Here is a 17069-nt window from a genome sequence, read left to right as displayed (position 1 = left end):
CTTGGGATTCGGCACCGCACCCGGGGGCGCGTCTACCCCGGCGTACACATGTGGGGATCACCCGGGCTCGGCCTTCGTCTGGCGTCGCCAGTCGCGGCCGCAGTCAACGTCGGACCCCGGCACGGCATGACCAGCGTTTGCCGTGCCGGGAAGGCGAACTGGCCGGGCGACGCCCGGTTACGAGGATCCGGGTGAAACGGTCCGGCAAGACGTGCACGGGAAGCGGCGCCGGCCGGGCGCCTGGCCCGGCCGGCGATGCGCCGTCGATCCCGCGCCGCCGCCAGGCTGCCCGAGCTAATTGCCGTGCGGGTCAGCCGCGTTGAGGGTCGCGACGACCTGGTCGTAGTCGCCGCGCGCCTCGCCGTACCGGAGGAACTTCACCCGCTCGACCTGGATCTCCCGGGCGTCGGGCTGGGCCTCGATCAGCGCGACGACCTCCGCCACGAACTCGTCGAGCGGCATGGCGAACTCGCTGGTCTCCTGCCCGGGCATCAGCGCGGTACGCACCGACGGCGGTTCCAGCTCCACGACCTTGACGCTCGTGCCGGCGAGCTGCAGCCGGAGCGACTCGCTGAGCATGTGGATGGCCGCCTTCGACGCGTTGTAGCTCGGGGTGACCTTGAGCGGCGCGAACGCGAGGCCCGAGGAGACTGTCATGATCGTCGCGTCCGGCTGCGCCCGCAAATGTTCGATGAACGCGGCGATGAGCCGGATCGGGCCGAGCACGTTGGTGGTCACGACCTCCTCGGCCGAGGTGAGGAACGACTCGGGCCGGTGCCAGTCCTCGACGCGCATGATGCCCGCCATCGTGACGAGGACGTTGAGGTCCGGGTGCTTCGCCAGCACCTGCGCGGCCGCCGAGGCGATGCTCGCGGGGTCCGCCGTGTCGATCGCGACGGTGTCGATCTCGGGGTGCTCCGCGGCGACCTTCTCGAGCAGGTCGGTGCGCCGGCCGCCGATGATGACGGTGTTGCCCCTGGCCTTGAGTTCGAGGGCGAGGGCGAGGCCGATCCCGCTCGTGGAGCCGGGGACGAAGATGGTGTTTCCGGAGACGTTCATGCCTTGAGCCTGGCCCACCGGTGCGGTTCGGGGGCAGAGACCGGTTATCGGGGGATCGGCGATCCCTGGTTGGCCCGCACGGCGGGCGGATACTGGGATCATGGACCGCGCAGCCCTGGCCGACTTCCTCCGCCGCCGCCGCGAGGCGCTGCAGCCCGCGGATGTCGGGCTGGCCAGCGGCGCCCGCCGACGCACCCCCGGCCTGCGGCGCGAGGAGGTGGCCGCTCTCGCCACCATGTCGACCGACTACTACACCCGGCTGGAGCAGCAGCGCGGCCCGCAGCCGAGTCCGCAGCTGCTCGCCTCGCTCGCCCGGGCGCTGCGGCTGACCCGCGACGAACGCGACTACCTGTTCCGGGTGGCGGGGCACAACGCCCCGGCGTCGGTCTCCGCGGCGACGCACGTCGCCCCGGCGCTGCTGCGGGTGCTGGACCGGCTGGCGGACACCCCGGCGCTCATCCTGTCCAACCTCGGCGAGATCCTTGTGCAGAACCGGATGGCCGAAGCCCTGTTCGGGGACAGGTCGGGCCACACGGGGCTCGCCCGCAGCGAGATCTACCGGTGGTTCACCGACCCCGCCGAGCGGTCCCGGTATCCGGAGGAGGACCGCGAGCGGCAGAGTCGGGCCCAGGTCGCCAACCTGCGCGCCGCGTACGGGTCGATGGGCCCGCAGTCGCGGGCCGGCGAGCTGGTGCGGGCGCTGCAGAAGATCAGCCCCGAGTTTGTCGAGCTGTGGGAGCGGCACGAGGTCGCGCAGCGCTTCGCCGACCACAAGACGCTGATCCATCCCGAGCTCGGCCCGATCGAGCTGGACTGCCAGGTGCTGTTCACCGAGGACCAGTCCCAGGCCCTGCTCGTGCTCACCGCGCCGCCGCGCAGCGAGGGCTACGAGAAGCTCCAGTTGCTCGCCGTGCTGGGGCACGAGCGCTTCCCCGCCGACACGACACGCGGCTAGGCCCTGCCCTCACTCTCGCCTGTAGAGCCACACCTGCGGGTACCTGCCCAGGCCGGTCCGGATGCTGTGCGCGAGCCAGGACAACCCCATCCTGCCGAGGAGGGCGAGGGCAGCGGCTGCGACCGTTACCGTCCGCGCAGCTGGCGCAGAGCCGTCCACACCCGAGCAGCCGGGAGCACGCCGACGGGAGCGGCGATCGGCGAGCGTCGTTCGACGGGTGGCCGGTCAGGGGCGCCAGGATCTCCGGACCGCAAGCCTTTACCGCGCTTAGTACAACGTTGTACGGTCGGAAACCAGCATGCCGCCAGCGTTGGCTGGTCGCTCCGACGAAGGGAGGTGGCTGCATGCGTGAGCAGGGCAGACAGCGGCGCGTAGTCGTGCTGCCAGCCGCGTCGGCCACGGACGGCGAGGCCGGGACATGAGCGTGGCGGACCTCGCGGAACGCACCACCAGTGCCGAGCCGACCGTTCAACGAAGGAAACGGCCCGAGCACCGGCGCACCAACCTCTGGATCTGGCTGTTCCTGACACCGACCGTGGTCCTCTACGGCCTCTACACGGTCTACCCGATCATCGTGAGCTACTGGTACTCGTTCCTGGACTGGAACGGCTTCGACTCGGAGAAGACGTTCGTCGGTCTGCGGAACTACCGGGAAGTACTGGCCGACCCGCTGTTCTGGAACACCTTCAAGATCACCCTGCTGTTCATGGTCGTGACGGTGCCGATCAAGGTGATCTCGACGCTGCTCGTGGCGATCCTGCTCAACTCGCCGAAGATGCCGTTCAGATCACTGTTCCGGACGGCGTTCTTCCTGCCGGTCGTCACCACGACCGCGATCGTCGGGGTGGTGATGCAACTGGTCTTCGACCCGGCCAGCGGCCCGGTCAACCTGCTGCTGGTGAAGCTCGGAATCGTCGACGAGGGCATCAACTTCCTCGGTGACTCATCGACGGCACTATGGACCGTGGTCGGGGTCTACGTGTGGAAGTGGTTCGGCATCACCCTCATCTACTGGCTGGCGGCGCTGCAGACCATCCCCGACGAGTTGTACGAGGCGGCCAGCATCGACGGCGCGTCCAGCCTCGTCCTGATGCGGCGCATCACGCTGCCACTGCTCAAGCCGTTCACCGTCATCATCACGCTGCTGACGCTGGAGAGCACCCTCAAGATCTTCGACCTGATGCTCACCATGACCGGCGGTGGACCCTTCTACTCCACCGAGGTCGTCGAGATCTACATCTACCGGTGGGCGTTCGCGGCGACCGTGCCGCAGCTCGGGTTCGCCTCGGCGGCGGCCGTCATCTTCGGGCTCTTCGTCTGCCTCTTCGGCGTGTTGCAGCTGCTCGGCGTACGCGCGGCCCGGAAGGCAGGGAGTCTCACATGACCGCCGTGAGCAGGACCGGTACCGCCTCGCGGACGGTACGGAAAAACCGTTGGCGTCCCGCGTCGATCCTGCGGCGTCTGCCCTGGTGGCTCGCCGCCGCGGTGCTGGCGGTCGGCGCCTTCCTGTGGATCTACCCGTTCCTGTGGATGGTGTCCGCCTCTCTGAAAAACCCGCTGGAGGTGTTCGCCTCCGGGCTCAAACTCGTCCCCGAATCGCCGATGTGGGAGAACTACCAGCGCGCCTGGACCGACGCCGGGTTCGGCAAGTACCTGCTGAACACGGTGATCGTGACGCTCGTGACCGTGGTGATCGTCGTCGTGCGCTGCGCCCTGGCCGGCTACGTGCTCGGCCGCTACGGGTTCCGGGGGAAGAAGATCGTCCTGGGCGTGCTCATCGCCACCCTGTTCGTCCCCACCGGCTACACCATCATCCCGGTGGTCGACATCTCGCGGCAGCTGGGTCTGCTGAACTCGCTGACCGGCATGATCATCGCCCTGTCCGGCGGCGCGAACGTGGCGGCCATCCTGCTCTACGCCGGCTACTTCCGGGGGCTGCCGAAGGAACTGGAAGAGGCCGCGGTCGTCGACGGGGCCGGGTTCTTCGCCATCTTCTTCCGGGTCATGATTCCGCTCGCCAACCCGGCGACCGCGACGGTGACGCTGCTGACGTTCATGGCCACCTGGAACGCCTTCTTCCTGCCCCTGGTCTTCACCTTCAGCCGTCCGGACCTCAGAACCCTGTCGGTCGGGATGCTCGCCTTCGTGGGCGAGAACTCCGTCGACTGGTCCGGAATGGCCGCCGCCGCCGTCATCTCGCTGCTGCCGGTCGTCGCGCTCTTCATCTTCCTGCAGCGCTACTTCGTCGAGGGAATCGCGGGAGCTGTCAAGTCATGACCGATGCCACCACCACGACTGCCCACACCCGGCCGAACATCCTGCTCATCTGCACCGACCAGCAGCGCTTCGACGCGGTGCGGACGTACGGCAACCAGGAAATCATCACGCCCGCCCTGGACCGGCTCGCCTCCCAGGGCGTGCTGTTCGAGAACTGCTACGTGCAGAGTCCCGTCTGCGGCCCCTCGCGCGCGAGCCTGATGACCGGCCGGTACGTGCACTCGCACGGCCTGTGGGCCAACGGGGTACGGCTGCCCGACGGCGAACGGCTGGTCAGCAGGAACCTGGCCGACGCCGGGTACGACTGCGGCCTGGTCGGCAAGTTCCACCTCGACGCCTGCTTCGGCGGACGCACCGAACGCCGCACCGACGACGGCTTCCGGGTGTTCCGCTGGGCTCACGACCCCTACCGGGGATCGTCGGAGAACCAGTACCACCGCTGGCTGAAAGCCAGCCGACCCGACCTGTACGAGGCCGCCTGCGACCCCGACTCGGCCGTCAGCTTCGACAACATGCCGACCGACGCGCACTACAGCCGCTGGATCGGCAACGAGACGGTGGAGTTCCTGCGATCCGGACGAGAGGCCGACAAGCCCTTCTTCTTCGTGGCTAACTTCTTCGACCCGCACCACGGCTTCGGTGCCCCGAAGGAGTACACCGACCGCTACGACCCGCAGCGGCTGTCTCGACCGGTGACCCGCGGCGGCGAACTGGACAACAAGCCGCCGATCCTCACCGAGGCCTCGCACGAGTCCTACGCCGGCCACGCCCCCGGCTACACCTCGTACACCGAGGAACAGCTCCAGGAGATCAAGGCGGCCTACTACGCCATGGTGACCCTGGTGGACGACGAGGTGGCCCGGATCCTGCGCACGCTGGACGACCAGGGGCTCGCCGATAACACCCTCGTCATCTTCACCAGCGACCACGGCGAGATGCTGGGCGACCATCAGCTCATGCTCAAGGGCCCCATGATGTACGAGTGCGCGGTCCGCGTACCGCTCATCATGCGCTGGCCCGGGGTCCTGCCCGTCGGCGAGCGCCGACGCGAGCTGGTCCAGTGGATCGACCTCGCGCCGACGCTGCTCGAGGTGGCCGATGCCCCGACGCTGCCCCGTGGCCAGGGCGAGAGCCTCCTCGCGCTGGCCCGCGGCGGCACCGGCGGCTGGACCCGCGACTGGGCGCTGTGCGAATACCGCAACAGCGGTCACCCCTACGAGGTGCCCGTGCACACCACGATGTTGCGTCACGACCGGTGGAAGCTCGTCACCTACCACGGGTCGCCGGCGACCGACCGCGAGCGCACCGGCGAGCTGTACGACCTCCAGGCCGACCCGCGCGAGCTGGACAACCTCTGGTCGGACCCGGAGGCCGCCCAGATTCGGGTCCAGCTGCAGGAGATGCTGATCGACGTCCTGGTGGCCACCCAGGACCGCAGCCAAGAGCGCACCGCGTACTGGTGACCGGCCGCGGCGCCGATCGCCGGCCGACCACGTCGGCCCGGATGACGACCCCAGCGGACGAGGCCGCCGCGCCGGCCGGAGAGAAGGACCCACGTGACCGACCAGACGGCCCTGCACCCTCGACCGCAACTGGTCCGCGACCGGTGGACCGATCTGTGCGGCGAGTGGGAGTTCGCCTTCGACGACGACGACCGTGGCCTCGCCGATAGCTGGTACGACGCCGGTGCCGCGGCGTTCGCGCAGACGATCGTCGTGCCGTACCCGCCGGAGTCCAAGCTGTCGGGCATCGGTGACACCGGATTCCACCCCGTGGTGTGGTACCGGCGGACCTTCGACGCCGCGCCACCGGCCGCGGGCGAGCGCCTGCTCCTGCACTTCGGCGCGGTCGACTACCGTACGACGGTTTGGGTGAACGGAGCCCTGGTCGGCAGTCACACGGGTGGCCAGACGCCGTTCACCTTTGACCTGACCGGGGTGCTGACAAACGCCCGACCCCAGACGGTGGTGGTGCGCGCCGAGGACCAGCCCACCGACGTCTCCCAGCCCCGCGGCAAGCAGGACTGGCGAGCCGAGCCGCACGGCATCTTCTACGACCGCACCACCGGCATCTGGCAGCCCGTCTGGCTCGAGCCGGTGCCCGACACCCACGTCAGCGAACTGCACTGGACCCCCGACCTGCCGGCCTGCCGTGTCGGCGTGGAGCTGCGCCTGAACCGTCCCGTCCGGCGTCCGGTGACCGTCGAGGTGGGCCTGCGCCACGGTGCCGAGGAGCTGGCCCGCCATTGGGTGACCGTCACCGACGAGGTGGCCGTCTTCGACGTCGCGGTGCCCGCCATGCGGCACCAGATGAGCCGCGATGCACTGCTGTGGTCACCGGAGTCGCCGACGATCCTCGACGCCGAGGTCACCGTCTCCGACTGCGACGGCCGTGCGGTCGACCGGGTCACCAGCTACCTGGGCCTGCGCAGCGCCGGTTTCCGCGACGGCCGCTTCCTGCTCAACGGTCGCCCGTACTACCTTCGTCTGGTCCTCGAACAGGGGTACTGGCCCGAGTCGCACCTCGCCGCCCCCGATGCCGACGCGCTGCGTGCGGAGGTCGAGCTGATCAAGGCGCTCGGCTTCAACGGAGCGCGCATCCACCAGAAGGTCGAGGACCCCCGCTTCCTGTACTGGTGCGACCGCCTCGGCCTGTTGGTCTGGGGCGAGATGGCCAACGCGTACGAGTTCTCCCACCGGGCCATGGAGCGGCTCGTGCCCGAGTGGCTCGACGTGGTGCGGCGCGACCGGAGCCACCCGTGCATCGTCACCTGGGTGCCGCTCAACGAGAGCTGGGGCGTGGCGGACATCGTCACCGAACCGGACCGCCAGCACTACGCGAGCGCGCTGTACCACCTCACCAAGGCGCTCGACCCGAGCCGCCCGGCGATCTCCAACGACGGTTGGGAGCTCGTCGAGACCGACATCTTCGGCGTCCACGACTACTCGCCGCTGGGCGACGACCTGCGCGAGCGCTGGGGCGGGCCGGACGCGGTGCGCCGGATGCTGCACGGCCCCGGCCCCGGCCGCCGGAAGGTCCTGCTGCGCGGCCCCGGCGATCCCGCCCACGACGGCGGCCAGCCGGTCGTCATCACCGAGTTCGGCGGCCTGTCGTACGCGCCGAAGGCTGGCCAGAAGTGGTTCGGCTACGGCACGGTGACCTCGCCGGACGAGCTGCTCGCCGCCTTCACCGACATCGTCTCGGCGTTGCTGGACTCCACCGAGGTGGCCGGCTTCTGCTACACGCAGTTGACCGACACGCTGCAGGAGCGCAACGGCCTGGTCGACGAGTACCGGAAGCCCAAGCTGCCCCTCGAGCGGATCCGCGAGGTGCTGACCCGCCCCAGCAGAGCGATACCGGCGGAGGCGGTGGACCTCTCCCGGCGGGCGGCCCGCCGAGCGGGCGCCGGTGAGTGAGGACCTGGCCGAGCCCAGGGTCGCCGCGATGGCCCCGCCCACCCGCTGGACCGCCACCACCGGGTACGCCCACCCCGGCACAGGTGGTCTCCGCGCCGCCCGGGGGCGCGGAGACCACCTGCGGAGCCCTGCCTACCGGGTGACGCCCGCGCGGGTCACCCGGATCACTTGTACAACTTCGCGCCGAAGTCCTTGCCCGGCTGCCAGGCCGGGAAGCGCCAGTCGTCCACGCTGACCTTGGTGCCCTTCTGGCCCACGACCCCGATCGCCCGTTCGCGCTCTGCCTCCGACTTGTCCGACAGTTGCTTGAGCGCGCCCCGGACATCCGGGATGTCTCCGCTGAAGGCACCCTGGACGATCTCGCCGAGGTTGGGATGGATGGGCTTCATCTCCGCCCGCACCGCCGCCACTCCCGGGTTTTTGACCGCCGGGCTAGGGGCGAGGAAGACCTCGTCTTGGTAGATCTGCAACGCCTTACGGTAGGTGTCGTGCACGTCGGCCCTGTCCACGGCCGTCAGATCCAACGGCGGCTGGTCCATGTTCTCGGCCAGCTTCGCCTGATAGTCGGGCTCCAGGATCATCGAGAGCAGCCTGGACGCGGCCTCGACCTGTTGGGAGTCCTTGCTCACCCAGAACGTCGGGGGCTGCTGCACCTGGTGCAGCGTCGGCTTCGCCCCGCCGTTCGGCACGAGGACCGGGCCGACGCCGACCTTGTCCGCGAAGGGCTTGAAGCTGTCCACGACCACGCCGATGTTCCACGGGCCGTCGAAGAAGAAGCCGGCGGTCCCGGTGGCCCAACGAGCACGGCCGGTGCGGGCGTCCAGTGAGGACGAGGAGGGGAACAGCAGGCCGTCCTTCTTCAACGACAGGAGGAACTCGATCGCGGTGACGAACGGGTCGGTGTGGAAGGCGTAGGCGCCGGTGCGGAAGTCGACTTGTTCGTTGAGTTCGGCGGCGCCGGCGTATCCGGCGGCCTGGGCCAGTTCGGTGACATGGGTGCTCATGCGGTCGGTGAACTTCAGCGGTGCGATCCAGCCGAACACACCGCCGCCGCCCTTCTGCTTGATGGCCCGGGCAGCCGAGCGGAACTCGTCGTACGTCTTCGGCGGGCTGTTCGGGTCGAGGCCGGCCTTGCCGAACAGGTCGGTGTTGAACCAGGTCAACGTCGCGTACTGGCGGAAGTTGAACTGCGGGAAGCTGTAGATCTTGCCGTCGAAGGTGGTTACGCCCTCGAGCAGGGTCCCGTCCGGCAGCCGCTTCTTCGCTTCGTCGGAGAGCTCGATGGGGGAGAACCAGCCCAGGTTGACGAGTGTGGGCGCGGGAAGGCTTACGCCGGCCAGGGTGAAGACATCGGGTAGCTGGTTGCTCTGTTTGGCCAGCTGCAGCGCCTTGCCCTGTTCGTTCGGGTTGTAGACGGTGTAGTCCACGGGCACGCCGCCCTTGGTCCGGGCGAACGTGGCGAACAGTTCCTTCTCGACGTCGCTCAGCGGCTGGAAATGGTCCCACCACTTCAGCCGGCCGGAGCCTTGGCTCTCTGCCCCACCCTTGGGGGCGGTGTCACACGCAGCCAGGGCGGCGGCACCGGCGAGCAGGCCGGCGGCGCGGAGGACGTTACGGCGGCTCAACTGCGTCATGGTCCGGCCTCTCGTGTGGTCGGCGAATGCTCCTTCCGACGGTTCTACATCGTTGTACGAACCATGTAAAGAGATGATGGGCAATCCTTGCCGTACCGATTTCGTTCGGACGCTTCGGGTCTTACCCCCTGACGCCGACGGTGCTCTCGCGCGCGACCAGGGTGAAGCCGACCGTGATCCGTCGCGGCGGCCCGTCGCCCTCGGGGTTGAACCGATCGACGAGCATGCGCACTGCAGTGCGGGCGATGTACGTCTTGTCCGGAGCGATCGTCGACAGTGACGGAGTGGCGTACCGGCTGGCCTCGATGTCGTCGATGCCGATCACCGCGACGTCCTCCGGGATCCGCAGCCCACGAGCGAGGAGCGTGCGCATGGCGCCCAACGCGAGCAGGTCGTTGTGGCAGAAGACGGCGTCCACCGGCCGGCCTGCGTCGAGCAGGCGCGCCATGGCGCTCGCCCCTTCCGACGTCGTGTACGCCGCCGGTGCCTCGATCAGGGCGGGATCGACCTTCAGACCCGCATCCTCGAGCGCCTCCCGGTACCCCTGGGTGCGCAGCCGCTGGATCATCGTGGGATCCCGGCGGGAGCCGCCGATCATCCCGATCCGGTGTCGATCGAGCGAGACGAGGTGTTCGGTCGCGGCGCGGGCCGCGGCCTGGCTGTCGATGGCGATGCAGTCGGCGTAATCGGCGACCCGCTCACCGAGCAGGACCAGCGGGCTGTCGCCGTGCCGGCGCCGCAGGTCCTCGATGCGGAGGGTCTGGGGCAGCAGGATCAGCCCGTCGATGACCTGCTCGTGGAACCCGTCGGCGACGAGCTGCTCCCGCTCCGCGACGCCGCCCGTGCAGTCGATCAGCACCGTCAGCCCGTGGCGCTGTGCCTCCTCGACGACGAGCTGGGCGAGCTCAGCGAAGTAGCTGTTGCGGATCTCCGGCAGTGCCAGTGCGATCAGGCCGGTGCTGCCCCGGCGCAGGTTGCGGGCGGTGAGGTTGGGCCGGTAGTTGAGCTGCTCGATCGCCCGCTCGACCTTCTCCCGCGTCTCCTGGCGCAAGTAGGCGTAGCCGTTGATGACGTTGGACACCGTCTTGGTCGACACGTTCGCCAGCTTGGCAACGTCCTTGAGCGTCGCACGCACGCCGTCCTCTTTCCCGCACCTGAAACGCGCCGAGGCCGTCGTGGCATCGGCAGGGAGTACCTGTCCTACGAACCCGGGGCCTCTACATCGCTGTAGACATAGCGTAGCCCTCCCGTGACGGCCCCCGAACCCTCTCCGGCGGGCCTGCGTGCCGCTGATCCGGCATCAGGGCAGACGCACGCAGCGCAGCCCTATGTGGTTGGTGGCGCTGTCCACGGACTGGGGCTGCCGGGCCGCCGGCCGGTACCGCAGGCAGTACGACGGTGCGCAGAGCCACGAGCCGCCCTTGATGACCCGCCTGGGCAGGCCGGTGCTCCGGTCGAGGCTGCTCTCGAGGCTGGCGCCGCGGGGGTTGCGCCGCGGATCGACCGGTGCGCAGCAGGACGGTGCGGGCGCCGGGTGGTGCTCGGTGTACAGGTCCCGGGTCCACTCCCACACGTTGCCGCACACCTCGTACAGCCCGTACCCGTTCGGCGGGAAGGACGTCACCGGCATCGTGCCGCGGTAGCCGGCCGGGGCCAGGTTCTCCCACGGGAAGCGGCCGTGCCAGGTGTTGGCCATCACCCGGCCGTCCGGCGTGAGCTCCTCACCCCACGCGTACGGCGCACCCTCGAGCCCGCCCCGCGCCGCGTACTCCCACTGCGCCTCGGTCGGCAGGCTCTTGCCCGCCCACCGCGCGTACGCCAGCGCGTCGGCGTAGGCGACCTGCACCACCGGATGATCCTGGCGCTGGTCGATGTCGCTGTCCGGGCCCTCCGGGTGCCGCCAGTCCGCGCCGGGCACGAACCTCCACCACTGCCGGTGGTCGGTCAGCGCGACCGGCCCGGCGGTGCCCTGGAAGACGAGCGCTCCCGGCACCAGGTCGGCCGGATCGGCGCCCGGGAAGAGCGACGGGTGTGGGGTCCGTTCGGCCACCGTGACGTAGCCGGTCGCGGCCACGAACTCGGCGAACTGCCGGTTGGTCACCGTGTGGACGTCGATGAAGAAGCCGTCGACCTGCACCGGGTGGGCGCGGCGTTCCTCCGGGTAGTGATCGTCCGAGCCCATCGTGAACCGCCCGCCGCGGATCCACACCATCCCGGGCGGCGCCGATGTGGGGCTCTGGGTGCCGGCCACGATCGACATCTCTCCCACCTCTCCCAGGTCCGGCCCGGCGTCGGGTCGGGGGCCCCGAACCGTCCTGTACGACGTTGAACTACGCCAGGAACTGTAAGCCCGCCAGGCCGGTCCGCCGCCACCCGGCCGCGTCGCCGCCGCAGCCGGCCGACGGCCGACGTCTGGGGCGGTGATGGCCGAGGCTCTTTAAAACCATCTATTCAACGTTGTAGAACGGTCAGTACCTCTTCCGGGCACGCGCACCGGCGAGAGACGACCAGCCCGTGTCCGTACAGACCGGCCAGCCTCGGGACAACCAGAGATCACGTCCCAGGCCGCGGAAGGCGTCAGAAAGCAGCACCCCTGACGAGCGGCAGTTTTCCGGTACGACTGCCACCGTCCCGAAGGTGCCGGGCGCAGCCGCTGCCGGCCGGGACTCGAGCGCTACGAGGTGTGGCCACGTGCGCTCGGCCGCCACCAGACACCAGCGGGAGGAACCAGATGCGACTTCGAAGAGCGCTGACGACGGCCGGTGCGGCCGTGATCGCGGCGGCCGGCACCCTGGCGGTGCAGGCACCGGGCGTCCAAGCGTCGGCCCCGGCACCCCGGCCCGTGTACGCGCCCGGCCAGGAGGCGGCCGATCCCGGAATCGTGCGCGACGGGAACGACTACTACGCCTTCATGACCGGCGGACTCGCCCGGGTGGCGCACGCCAACACCCCCCAGGGGCCGTGGGTCCGGATGCCGGACGCGCTGGCGCGCTGGGGCGAGTGGGCGTCCGGGCAGGGCGCGGTGTGGGCCCCGGACGCCGTGCACACCCCGGCCGGATGGGTGCTGTACTACGCCGCCCAGGCGAAGGGCTTCAAGGGCCAACGCTGCATCGGTACGGCCGTCGCAGACCGGCCGGCCGGCCCGTACCAGCCGGCCGCCAAGCCGCTGATCTGCCCGATCCTCGACGGTGAGGACCCGGCGGCAGACCGGCCCGATCAGACGGCCGGAGTCATCGACCCATCGCCCTTCCAGACCGACGACGGTAAGCGGTACCTGCTCTACAAGACCCAGAAGACGCCGGGCACGCTCCGGATGTTCCCGCTCTCCGACGACGGGCTGCACGGCCGCGCGGAGATCAGCCATGAACTCGTCCGCCACGCCGACAGCATCGAGAACCCGGTGATGGTCCAGCGCGGCGAGTACTACGTGCTGTTCGCCGCGGCGAACTGGTACGACCAGTGCAAGTACTCCACCGTGTGGCGGCGCTCCACGGACCTGTGGTCGTTTGCCGACAAGGAGGAGCACGTGCTGCTGGACAAGGGCAACAGCGGCCTGTGCGGCCCCGGCGGCGCCGACGTCGTCGCCACCGGCTCCGGACCCAGCCGAATCTTCCTGCACGGATGGGTGTGCTCCGCGGACAACGATCCGTGCCGGTTCGACGGCCTCGTGCAGGACCCGAACCGCACGCGAGTGGTGTACGCCGCGACCCTCACCTGGGGCGCCGACAACGCGACCCCGTTCGTGCCCGCGTTCCTGCCGCCCGTGAGCTGGCCCCCGGACACCGCGCCGCGGTAAGAACGACACCCGGCCCACCTGCGACTCGTCATGAGGCAGGTGGGCCGGGCGCACCGTCGCTCGCCGACACGACGCCCGGTTAGCCACCGCGGACATCGGCCGGTCTGCGCCGATCAGGCATACCCACGTTCGATGTGCTGTTCGGCCAGCTCGGCCAGGTCGTCAGCGGTGAGGCGGAGGTCGGCTGCCGCGACGTTCTCGGCCAGATGGGCGAGCTGGTACCGGGGATGGCGAGGTGATCGGTGACCTGGCGAGCAGCCAGGCCACGGCGACCTGTGCGGCGGTCGCCTGATGACGGGCGGCCACCGTCACCAGCGGGGCCTGGTCGATCCGTTCCCTGCCCCCGCCGAGCGGAAAGAACCGCACGTACGCGATGCAGTCCTGCTCTCATGCGTGAGGACATCGGAGTCGGATCGGTGTTCACGTGGAAGTGGTCCTGTACCGCGGCGACCGGAGCGAGGGACCGTGCCTCGGCGAGCTGAGCCGCGTCGACGGCGCTGACGCCGAGGTGGCGGATCAGTCCTTCGTCGCGGAGCTTGGCAAGGGCGGCGAACCGGTCGCCATCGGTGTCAGACCGGCGACGTTGGAGGGCCGCGGACTGTAACTCCGGTGGCTGCGGAAGTGAAGACGTGCGCCACTCACAGGAACTGTCACGGCGGGGCCGCGGGTATGAGTGCGCGGGTGGTCCCGGGGTCTGTCACCGCTGGCAGACCGGTGACAGCTGACGAGGTGCTGCCCCGCGCCGGCGCGCAGTCCGGGCCGCCGCCTCGGTGGGGGCTGTACGGCGGCAACCGCCGCTGCCCGGACATGTGGCGAGGCATGGGCGGGGTCGGCGGAGTGTGGGGCCACCAGGCCGCCGAACGCCCTGCCTGACCACGACCGCCCCCATCAAGTGGCCCGCCCATCCGGACCGGGCGCGGCAGCCGAGGGGAACTCGTCGTCGTGGTCGGTGGTGGTGTAGGGCAGATCGATGAGGCGGTGTCGGCCGGTGCTACAGCCGGTCAGTTGCCAGATCTGGTCGGCGGGGCTGGCGCCGAGTGCGGTGCGCAGTTCAGTGGTGGTGGTGGCGATGACCGTCTCCAGGGCGATGCCGGCGAGGCGATGGTGCAGGTTCGTCTCGCGGCGGGCCGAGGGTAGGTGGAATAGCACCGGCCACGCCCAAGTGCTCATCCCATACAGCCGCTCGTACTTGGCGATCTTCTCGGTGAGGACGTCGAGGCGTTCGAGTCCGGTGTCGAACTCGAGAAAGAACGGCACCAACCGGTCCTGTTCGGTCCACACACCGGCACCGTCCGGACGGGGAAATACGCTCGGTCCGCCGATCATGATCTGCGGGTCCCCACCCCTGCGGTATAGGACCCCCGGCTCGTGGAACGCGGACGCGGGCTGCCAGCGGACCAGCTCACCGTCGGGGTGAGTGCGGGCGTGGGCCGCCAAGTCGACGAAGACCTGGTTGCCGCCGAGCAGATGCGGCAGGTCCGGCCGACGGGTGAGGGACTGCTTGCGGCGGCGTGCCTGGTCCCGGCGTGGTCGCCCGAGTCCGCGTTGGGCGTGGACGTGGTCGTAGCCGAGCTGGTCCAGCACGTAGTGGTAGGGGTAGGAGCCGCCGTAGGCCCGGTTGGGTCGGAACCGGTCCACCGCCCGCAGGACGGTGAGGCGGCGCAGGCGGCGTTGGGCGAAGTCCAGGGATGGGAACAGGGCGGCGGCGATCTGGTCGGTGGTGAGCACGCCGTGGTCGTAGAGCCAGCCGAGGAGGCGGTCGTCGCGGGCGGTGATGCTGGCCTGCAGCTGCAGCAGCGGATCCGAAGTCGGTAGTGGTTTACGCATGGGCAGCCCTTGGGGGGAGACCCCAGAGTTGAGGGTCTGTCTGGAACGGTATCGAGCGGGTGAGAGTGGCCCTGACCTGGGCTGTGAGCGGGATCGGGGGGTCAGTTCGGGGGTCAGGATCAAGACGGACGGTGGAACGGGGATCGACACCGAGGGCGGCACGGCCAGCCACACCGGGTCCGCTGTGACGGTGGTGGGAGAGGCGATGTGACGCAGGCGGGTGATGAGGCGGCTGCTGCGGGTGGCTGAGCTGGGTCAACATGCTTGCTGCTCCTTGATCAGGCATGGGTGAGACGGTGGCGCGTGTACCGGCCGCGCCGTGGCGGGCGGGTCGGTGTTCGCTGTGTCAGGTCGGGGCAGGTCCAGTCAGACGGCGGGCTTCCTGACGGACACGGGTCTGACAGGGACGCCTCGGTCTGACAGATGCCGCGGGTGATGGTTCTGTCACGCGGCCTCCTCCGGTGACAGATCCCGTGCGGGTGCAGTGGTATCGGCGCGGAGGACGCGCACCAATGCGGAGGCGGTGGCGTTGGACAGCTGGTGCCCGTCAGCGCGCAGCTGTTGGGCGACGGCCTTGCGGGACAGCGGCGTCCCCTCGGCCATGAGGGTGTGGGCGGCGGTCCGGGCGGCCGGGACCAGCGCGGCGACCGCCGGACCGGCATCGTCGGTCGACGCCTCGTCGGTCCGGCGGTCCGGGACCGCCCGGCCCGGGTCCGCCGAGACGGGGACCGCGGTCGTGGAGTCCCGGACCGCGGCAGCGGTCACGGCAACCGACTGGCGAGCGTCCAGGACCGAAGCGTCCACGGTCCGCGCCGGTCCCGGCTCGGCCCGCACGGGCCGAGCGGTCCGGTCCGGTGGGGCTGGGTCGGCGCGGCCGAGGGCGATCTTCACCATCGCCAAAAAGCCCAGGGCCGGCAGGGCGGCGGCGATCCAGCCGATCACCGACACCTCCGCCTCTACCACCTGTGCCGCCAGCGACAGCAACACCGCCACAATCAGCACGGTGGCGGGGAAAGCGACGCCCTTGCCCGCGCGCCGGTTACGGCGCAACTCCAGACTCGCGGCGATCGACGTCAACTCCAGAACGACGGCGTCGGCCCATGCCAGCCAGCCCGGCTGACCGTGCCCCGCCTCGACGTCATGCACATGCGTGAAAGACGCCGCTCCGGCCGCGCCGCCAATCAGCAGCATGATCGCCACCTGAGCGCGGCTCTCCAGCCGCTCCCGCCTCGACCGACGGCGGGACGGGGCATGGCGCTGTTGGTCAGGTGTCGCCAACAGCCCACCACCTGTCGACGGCTGTTCCTGATGACGCTTCGCTAGGCACCACCGGCCAGACCTTGATCGGGTAAGCGGACACGACGGCCGCGATCACCGGCCTCGCCGGGACGATGTGCGGTGATGTCACGTTCTCCTCCAAATTGGGGTTGCAGGTTCCAGGTGCGGCACGAGAGGGACAGTGCAAGGGCAGGCACCAGAGCAGCAGGCGTCACCACAACCCGCACAGCAGGCTGTGGTCAACGAGCGGACGCGGGACGGACGGCCACGTCGAGCCACAACAGATCAGAACTCCCACCGACAGCGCCGTAAGCACTGTGGGTGATGCGGCGGCTCAACTCGCCGACGGACGATCCTTCATGTGGGGCCTCCCATCTCCCGGCGCTACCGGCGCGAACAACAGCAGGCACCCCAAACTGGGAGTGCCTGCCCGCTGCATGTGTGGCCGACCGCGCCAGCCGGCGCTGCGGGAACTTATATCCATTACGCCCCGGAGATCCGACAGAGTCAACCTCCGATTCGCAACGGATCGAGCACCCAATCTTGCAACTAGTCCGGCCAAGTGCTACGGAGTCCGCCGTCGGCGGTCAGGCGCGCGGAAGTTGCGACGGTGACCGGTTCGCCGTCCTCGGCGTTGTGGGCGGCAAAACCCGCCATATTGCACGCCTGGATGGTCACCTTCTGCCTGGATCCGCCCTAGGTCCAAGCGTCACCATGGGTGCCGACCTGCAGGGCCGCCCGGCCAGTGTCCGCGCCTTCGGCTGCGGAGTCGAACGGGCCCGGTGCTTCAGGCGCGCGGCGCCCAGAGTGGACCTCCGAGCGCGCGG

The 17069-nt window shown here is 69.7% G+C and carries 13 protein-coding genes; 6 read left to right on the top strand and 7 right to left on the bottom strand.

Features of this window, described 5'->3' with window-relative positions; genetic code table 11:
• Positions 1-294: 294 nt before the first annotated feature.
• Complete coding sequence (locus ACFYPD_RS21080; RefSeq protein ID WP_387115957.1) at positions 295-1059, bottom strand: SDR family oxidoreductase; 765 nt, start codon at positions 1057-1059, stop codon at positions 295-297.
• A 100-nt stretch (positions 1060-1159) separates the two neighbouring features.
• Between ACFYPD_RS21080 and ACFYPD_RS21075 the strand changes: the two genes are divergently transcribed.
• The 5 genes from ACFYPD_RS21075 to ACFYPD_RS21055 all read left to right on the top strand — a co-directional run bounded on the left by ACFYPD_RS21075 (position 1160) and on the right by ACFYPD_RS21055 (position 7707).
• On the top strand, positions 1160-2014 hold the full coding sequence (locus ACFYPD_RS21075; RefSeq protein WP_387115954.1) for a helix-turn-helix transcriptional regulator: 855 nt from the start codon (positions 1160-1162) through the stop codon (positions 2012-2014).
• A 418-nt stretch (positions 2015-2432) separates the two neighbouring features.
• Complete coding sequence (locus ACFYPD_RS21070; protein ID WP_387115951.1) at positions 2433-3398, top strand: carbohydrate ABC transporter permease; 966 nt, start codon at positions 2433-2435, stop codon at positions 3396-3398.
• A gap of 5 nt (positions 3399-3403) precedes the next feature.
• On the top strand, positions 3404-4291 hold the full coding sequence (locus tag ACFYPD_RS21065; RefSeq protein WP_387115948.1) for a carbohydrate ABC transporter permease: 888 nt from the start codon (positions 3404-3406) through the stop codon (positions 4289-4291).
• A complete protein-coding gene (locus ACFYPD_RS21060) occupies positions 4288-5754 on the top strand; it encodes a sulfatase-like hydrolase/transferase (protein ID WP_387115945.1) in 1467 nt (488 codons plus the stop codon). The genes ACFYPD_RS21065 and ACFYPD_RS21060 overlap by 4 nt, the downstream gene beginning before the upstream one ends.
• A 93-nt stretch (positions 5755-5847) precedes the next feature.
• The gene (locus ACFYPD_RS21055) at positions 5848-7707 is read left to right on the top strand and encodes a sugar-binding domain-containing protein (protein ID WP_387115942.1); all 1860 of its coding nucleotides are present in this window, start codon (positions 5848-5850) and stop codon (positions 7705-7707) included.
• Between the two features lie 164 nt (positions 7708-7871).
• Here the strand turns inward: ACFYPD_RS21055 and ACFYPD_RS21050 are convergent, their stop codons facing one another.
• The 3 genes from ACFYPD_RS21050 to ACFYPD_RS21040 all read right to left on the bottom strand — a co-directional run bounded on the left by ACFYPD_RS21050 (position 7872) and on the right by ACFYPD_RS21040 (position 11601).
• The gene (locus ACFYPD_RS21050) at positions 7872-9425 is read right to left on the bottom strand and encodes an ABC transporter substrate-binding protein (protein ID WP_387115940.1); all 1554 of its coding nucleotides are present in this window, start codon (positions 9423-9425) and stop codon (positions 7872-7874) included.
• Between the two features lie 37 nt (positions 9426-9462).
• Positions 9463-10476 (bottom strand): LacI family DNA-binding transcriptional regulator, encoded by a 1014-nt coding sequence (locus ACFYPD_RS21045; protein ID WP_387115937.1) that lies wholly within the window; start codon positions 10474-10476, stop codon positions 9463-9465.
• A gap of 165 nt (positions 10477-10641) precedes the next feature.
• On the bottom strand, positions 10642-11601 hold the full coding sequence (locus tag ACFYPD_RS21040; RefSeq protein ID WP_387115934.1) for a formylglycine-generating enzyme family protein: 960 nt from the start codon (positions 11599-11601) through the stop codon (positions 10642-10644).
• Between the two features lie 471 nt (positions 11602-12072).
• Here ACFYPD_RS21040 and ACFYPD_RS21035 point away from each other — a divergent pair, with 471 nt between their 5' ends.
• A complete protein-coding gene (locus ACFYPD_RS21035) occupies positions 12073-13137 on the top strand; it encodes a glycoside hydrolase family 43 protein (RefSeq protein ID WP_387115931.1) in 1065 nt (354 codons plus the stop codon).
• Between the two features lie 79 nt (positions 13138-13216).
• Here ACFYPD_RS21035 and ACFYPD_RS21030 read toward each other — a convergent pair whose 3' ends face one another.
• The 3 genes from ACFYPD_RS21030 to ACFYPD_RS21020 all read right to left on the bottom strand — a co-directional run bounded on the left by ACFYPD_RS21030 (position 13217) and on the right by ACFYPD_RS21020 (position 16242).
• Positions 13217-13654, bottom strand: coding sequence for a hypothetical protein (locus tag ACFYPD_RS21030; protein ID WP_387116499.1), 438 nt, complete (start codon positions 13652-13654; stop codon positions 13217-13219).
• A gap of 371 nt (positions 13655-14025) precedes the next feature.
• The gene (locus ACFYPD_RS21025; RefSeq protein ID WP_387115928.1) at positions 14026-14964 is read right to left on the bottom strand and encodes a replication-relaxation family protein; all 939 of its coding nucleotides are present in this window, start codon (positions 14962-14964) and stop codon (positions 14026-14028) included.
• Positions 14965-15408: 444 nt separating this feature from the next.
• On the bottom strand, positions 15409-16242 hold the full coding sequence (locus ACFYPD_RS21020) for a DUF2637 domain-containing protein (RefSeq protein WP_387115924.1): 834 nt from the start codon (positions 16240-16242) through the stop codon (positions 15409-15411).
• Positions 16243-17069 lie beyond the last annotated feature (827 nt).

Origin of the sequence: Micromonospora sp. NPDC005299, from assembly GCF_042872345.1 — a bacterium.
In the GTDB taxonomy this organism is placed as follows: domain Bacteria; phylum Actinomycetota; class Actinomycetes; order Mycobacteriales; family Micromonosporaceae; genus Micromonospora.
This window is presented reverse-complemented; position numbering and strand designations above follow the sequence as displayed.

What these genes read in the sequence shown, in the direction of transcription:
- ACFYPD_RS21060 (WP_387115945.1), top strand. Translation starts at nt 4,288, where the DNA reads ATGACCGATGCCACCACCACGACTGCCCACACCCGGCCGAACATCCTG.
- ACFYPD_RS21080 (WP_387115957.1), bottom strand. Translation starts at nt 1,059, where the DNA reads ATGAACGTCTCCGGAAACACCATCTTCGTCCCCGGCTCCACGAGCGGG.
- ACFYPD_RS21040 (WP_387115934.1), bottom strand. Translation starts at nt 11,601, where the DNA reads ATGTCGATCGTGGCCGGCACCCAGAGCCCCACATCGGCGCCGCCCGGG.
- ACFYPD_RS21035 (WP_387115931.1), top strand. Translation starts at nt 12,073, where the DNA reads ATGCGACTTCGAAGAGCGCTGACGACGGCCGGTGCGGCCGTGATCGCG.
- ACFYPD_RS21070 (WP_387115951.1), top strand. Translation starts at nt 2,433, where the DNA reads ATGAGCGTGGCGGACCTCGCGGAACGCACCACCAGTGCCGAGCCGACC.
- ACFYPD_RS21025 (WP_387115928.1), bottom strand. Translation starts at nt 14,964, where the DNA reads ATGCGTAAACCACTACCGACTTCGGATCCGCTGCTGCAGCTGCAGGCC.
- ACFYPD_RS21075 (WP_387115954.1), top strand. Translation starts at nt 1,160, where the DNA reads ATGGACCGCGCAGCCCTGGCCGACTTCCTCCGCCGCCGCCGCGAGGCG.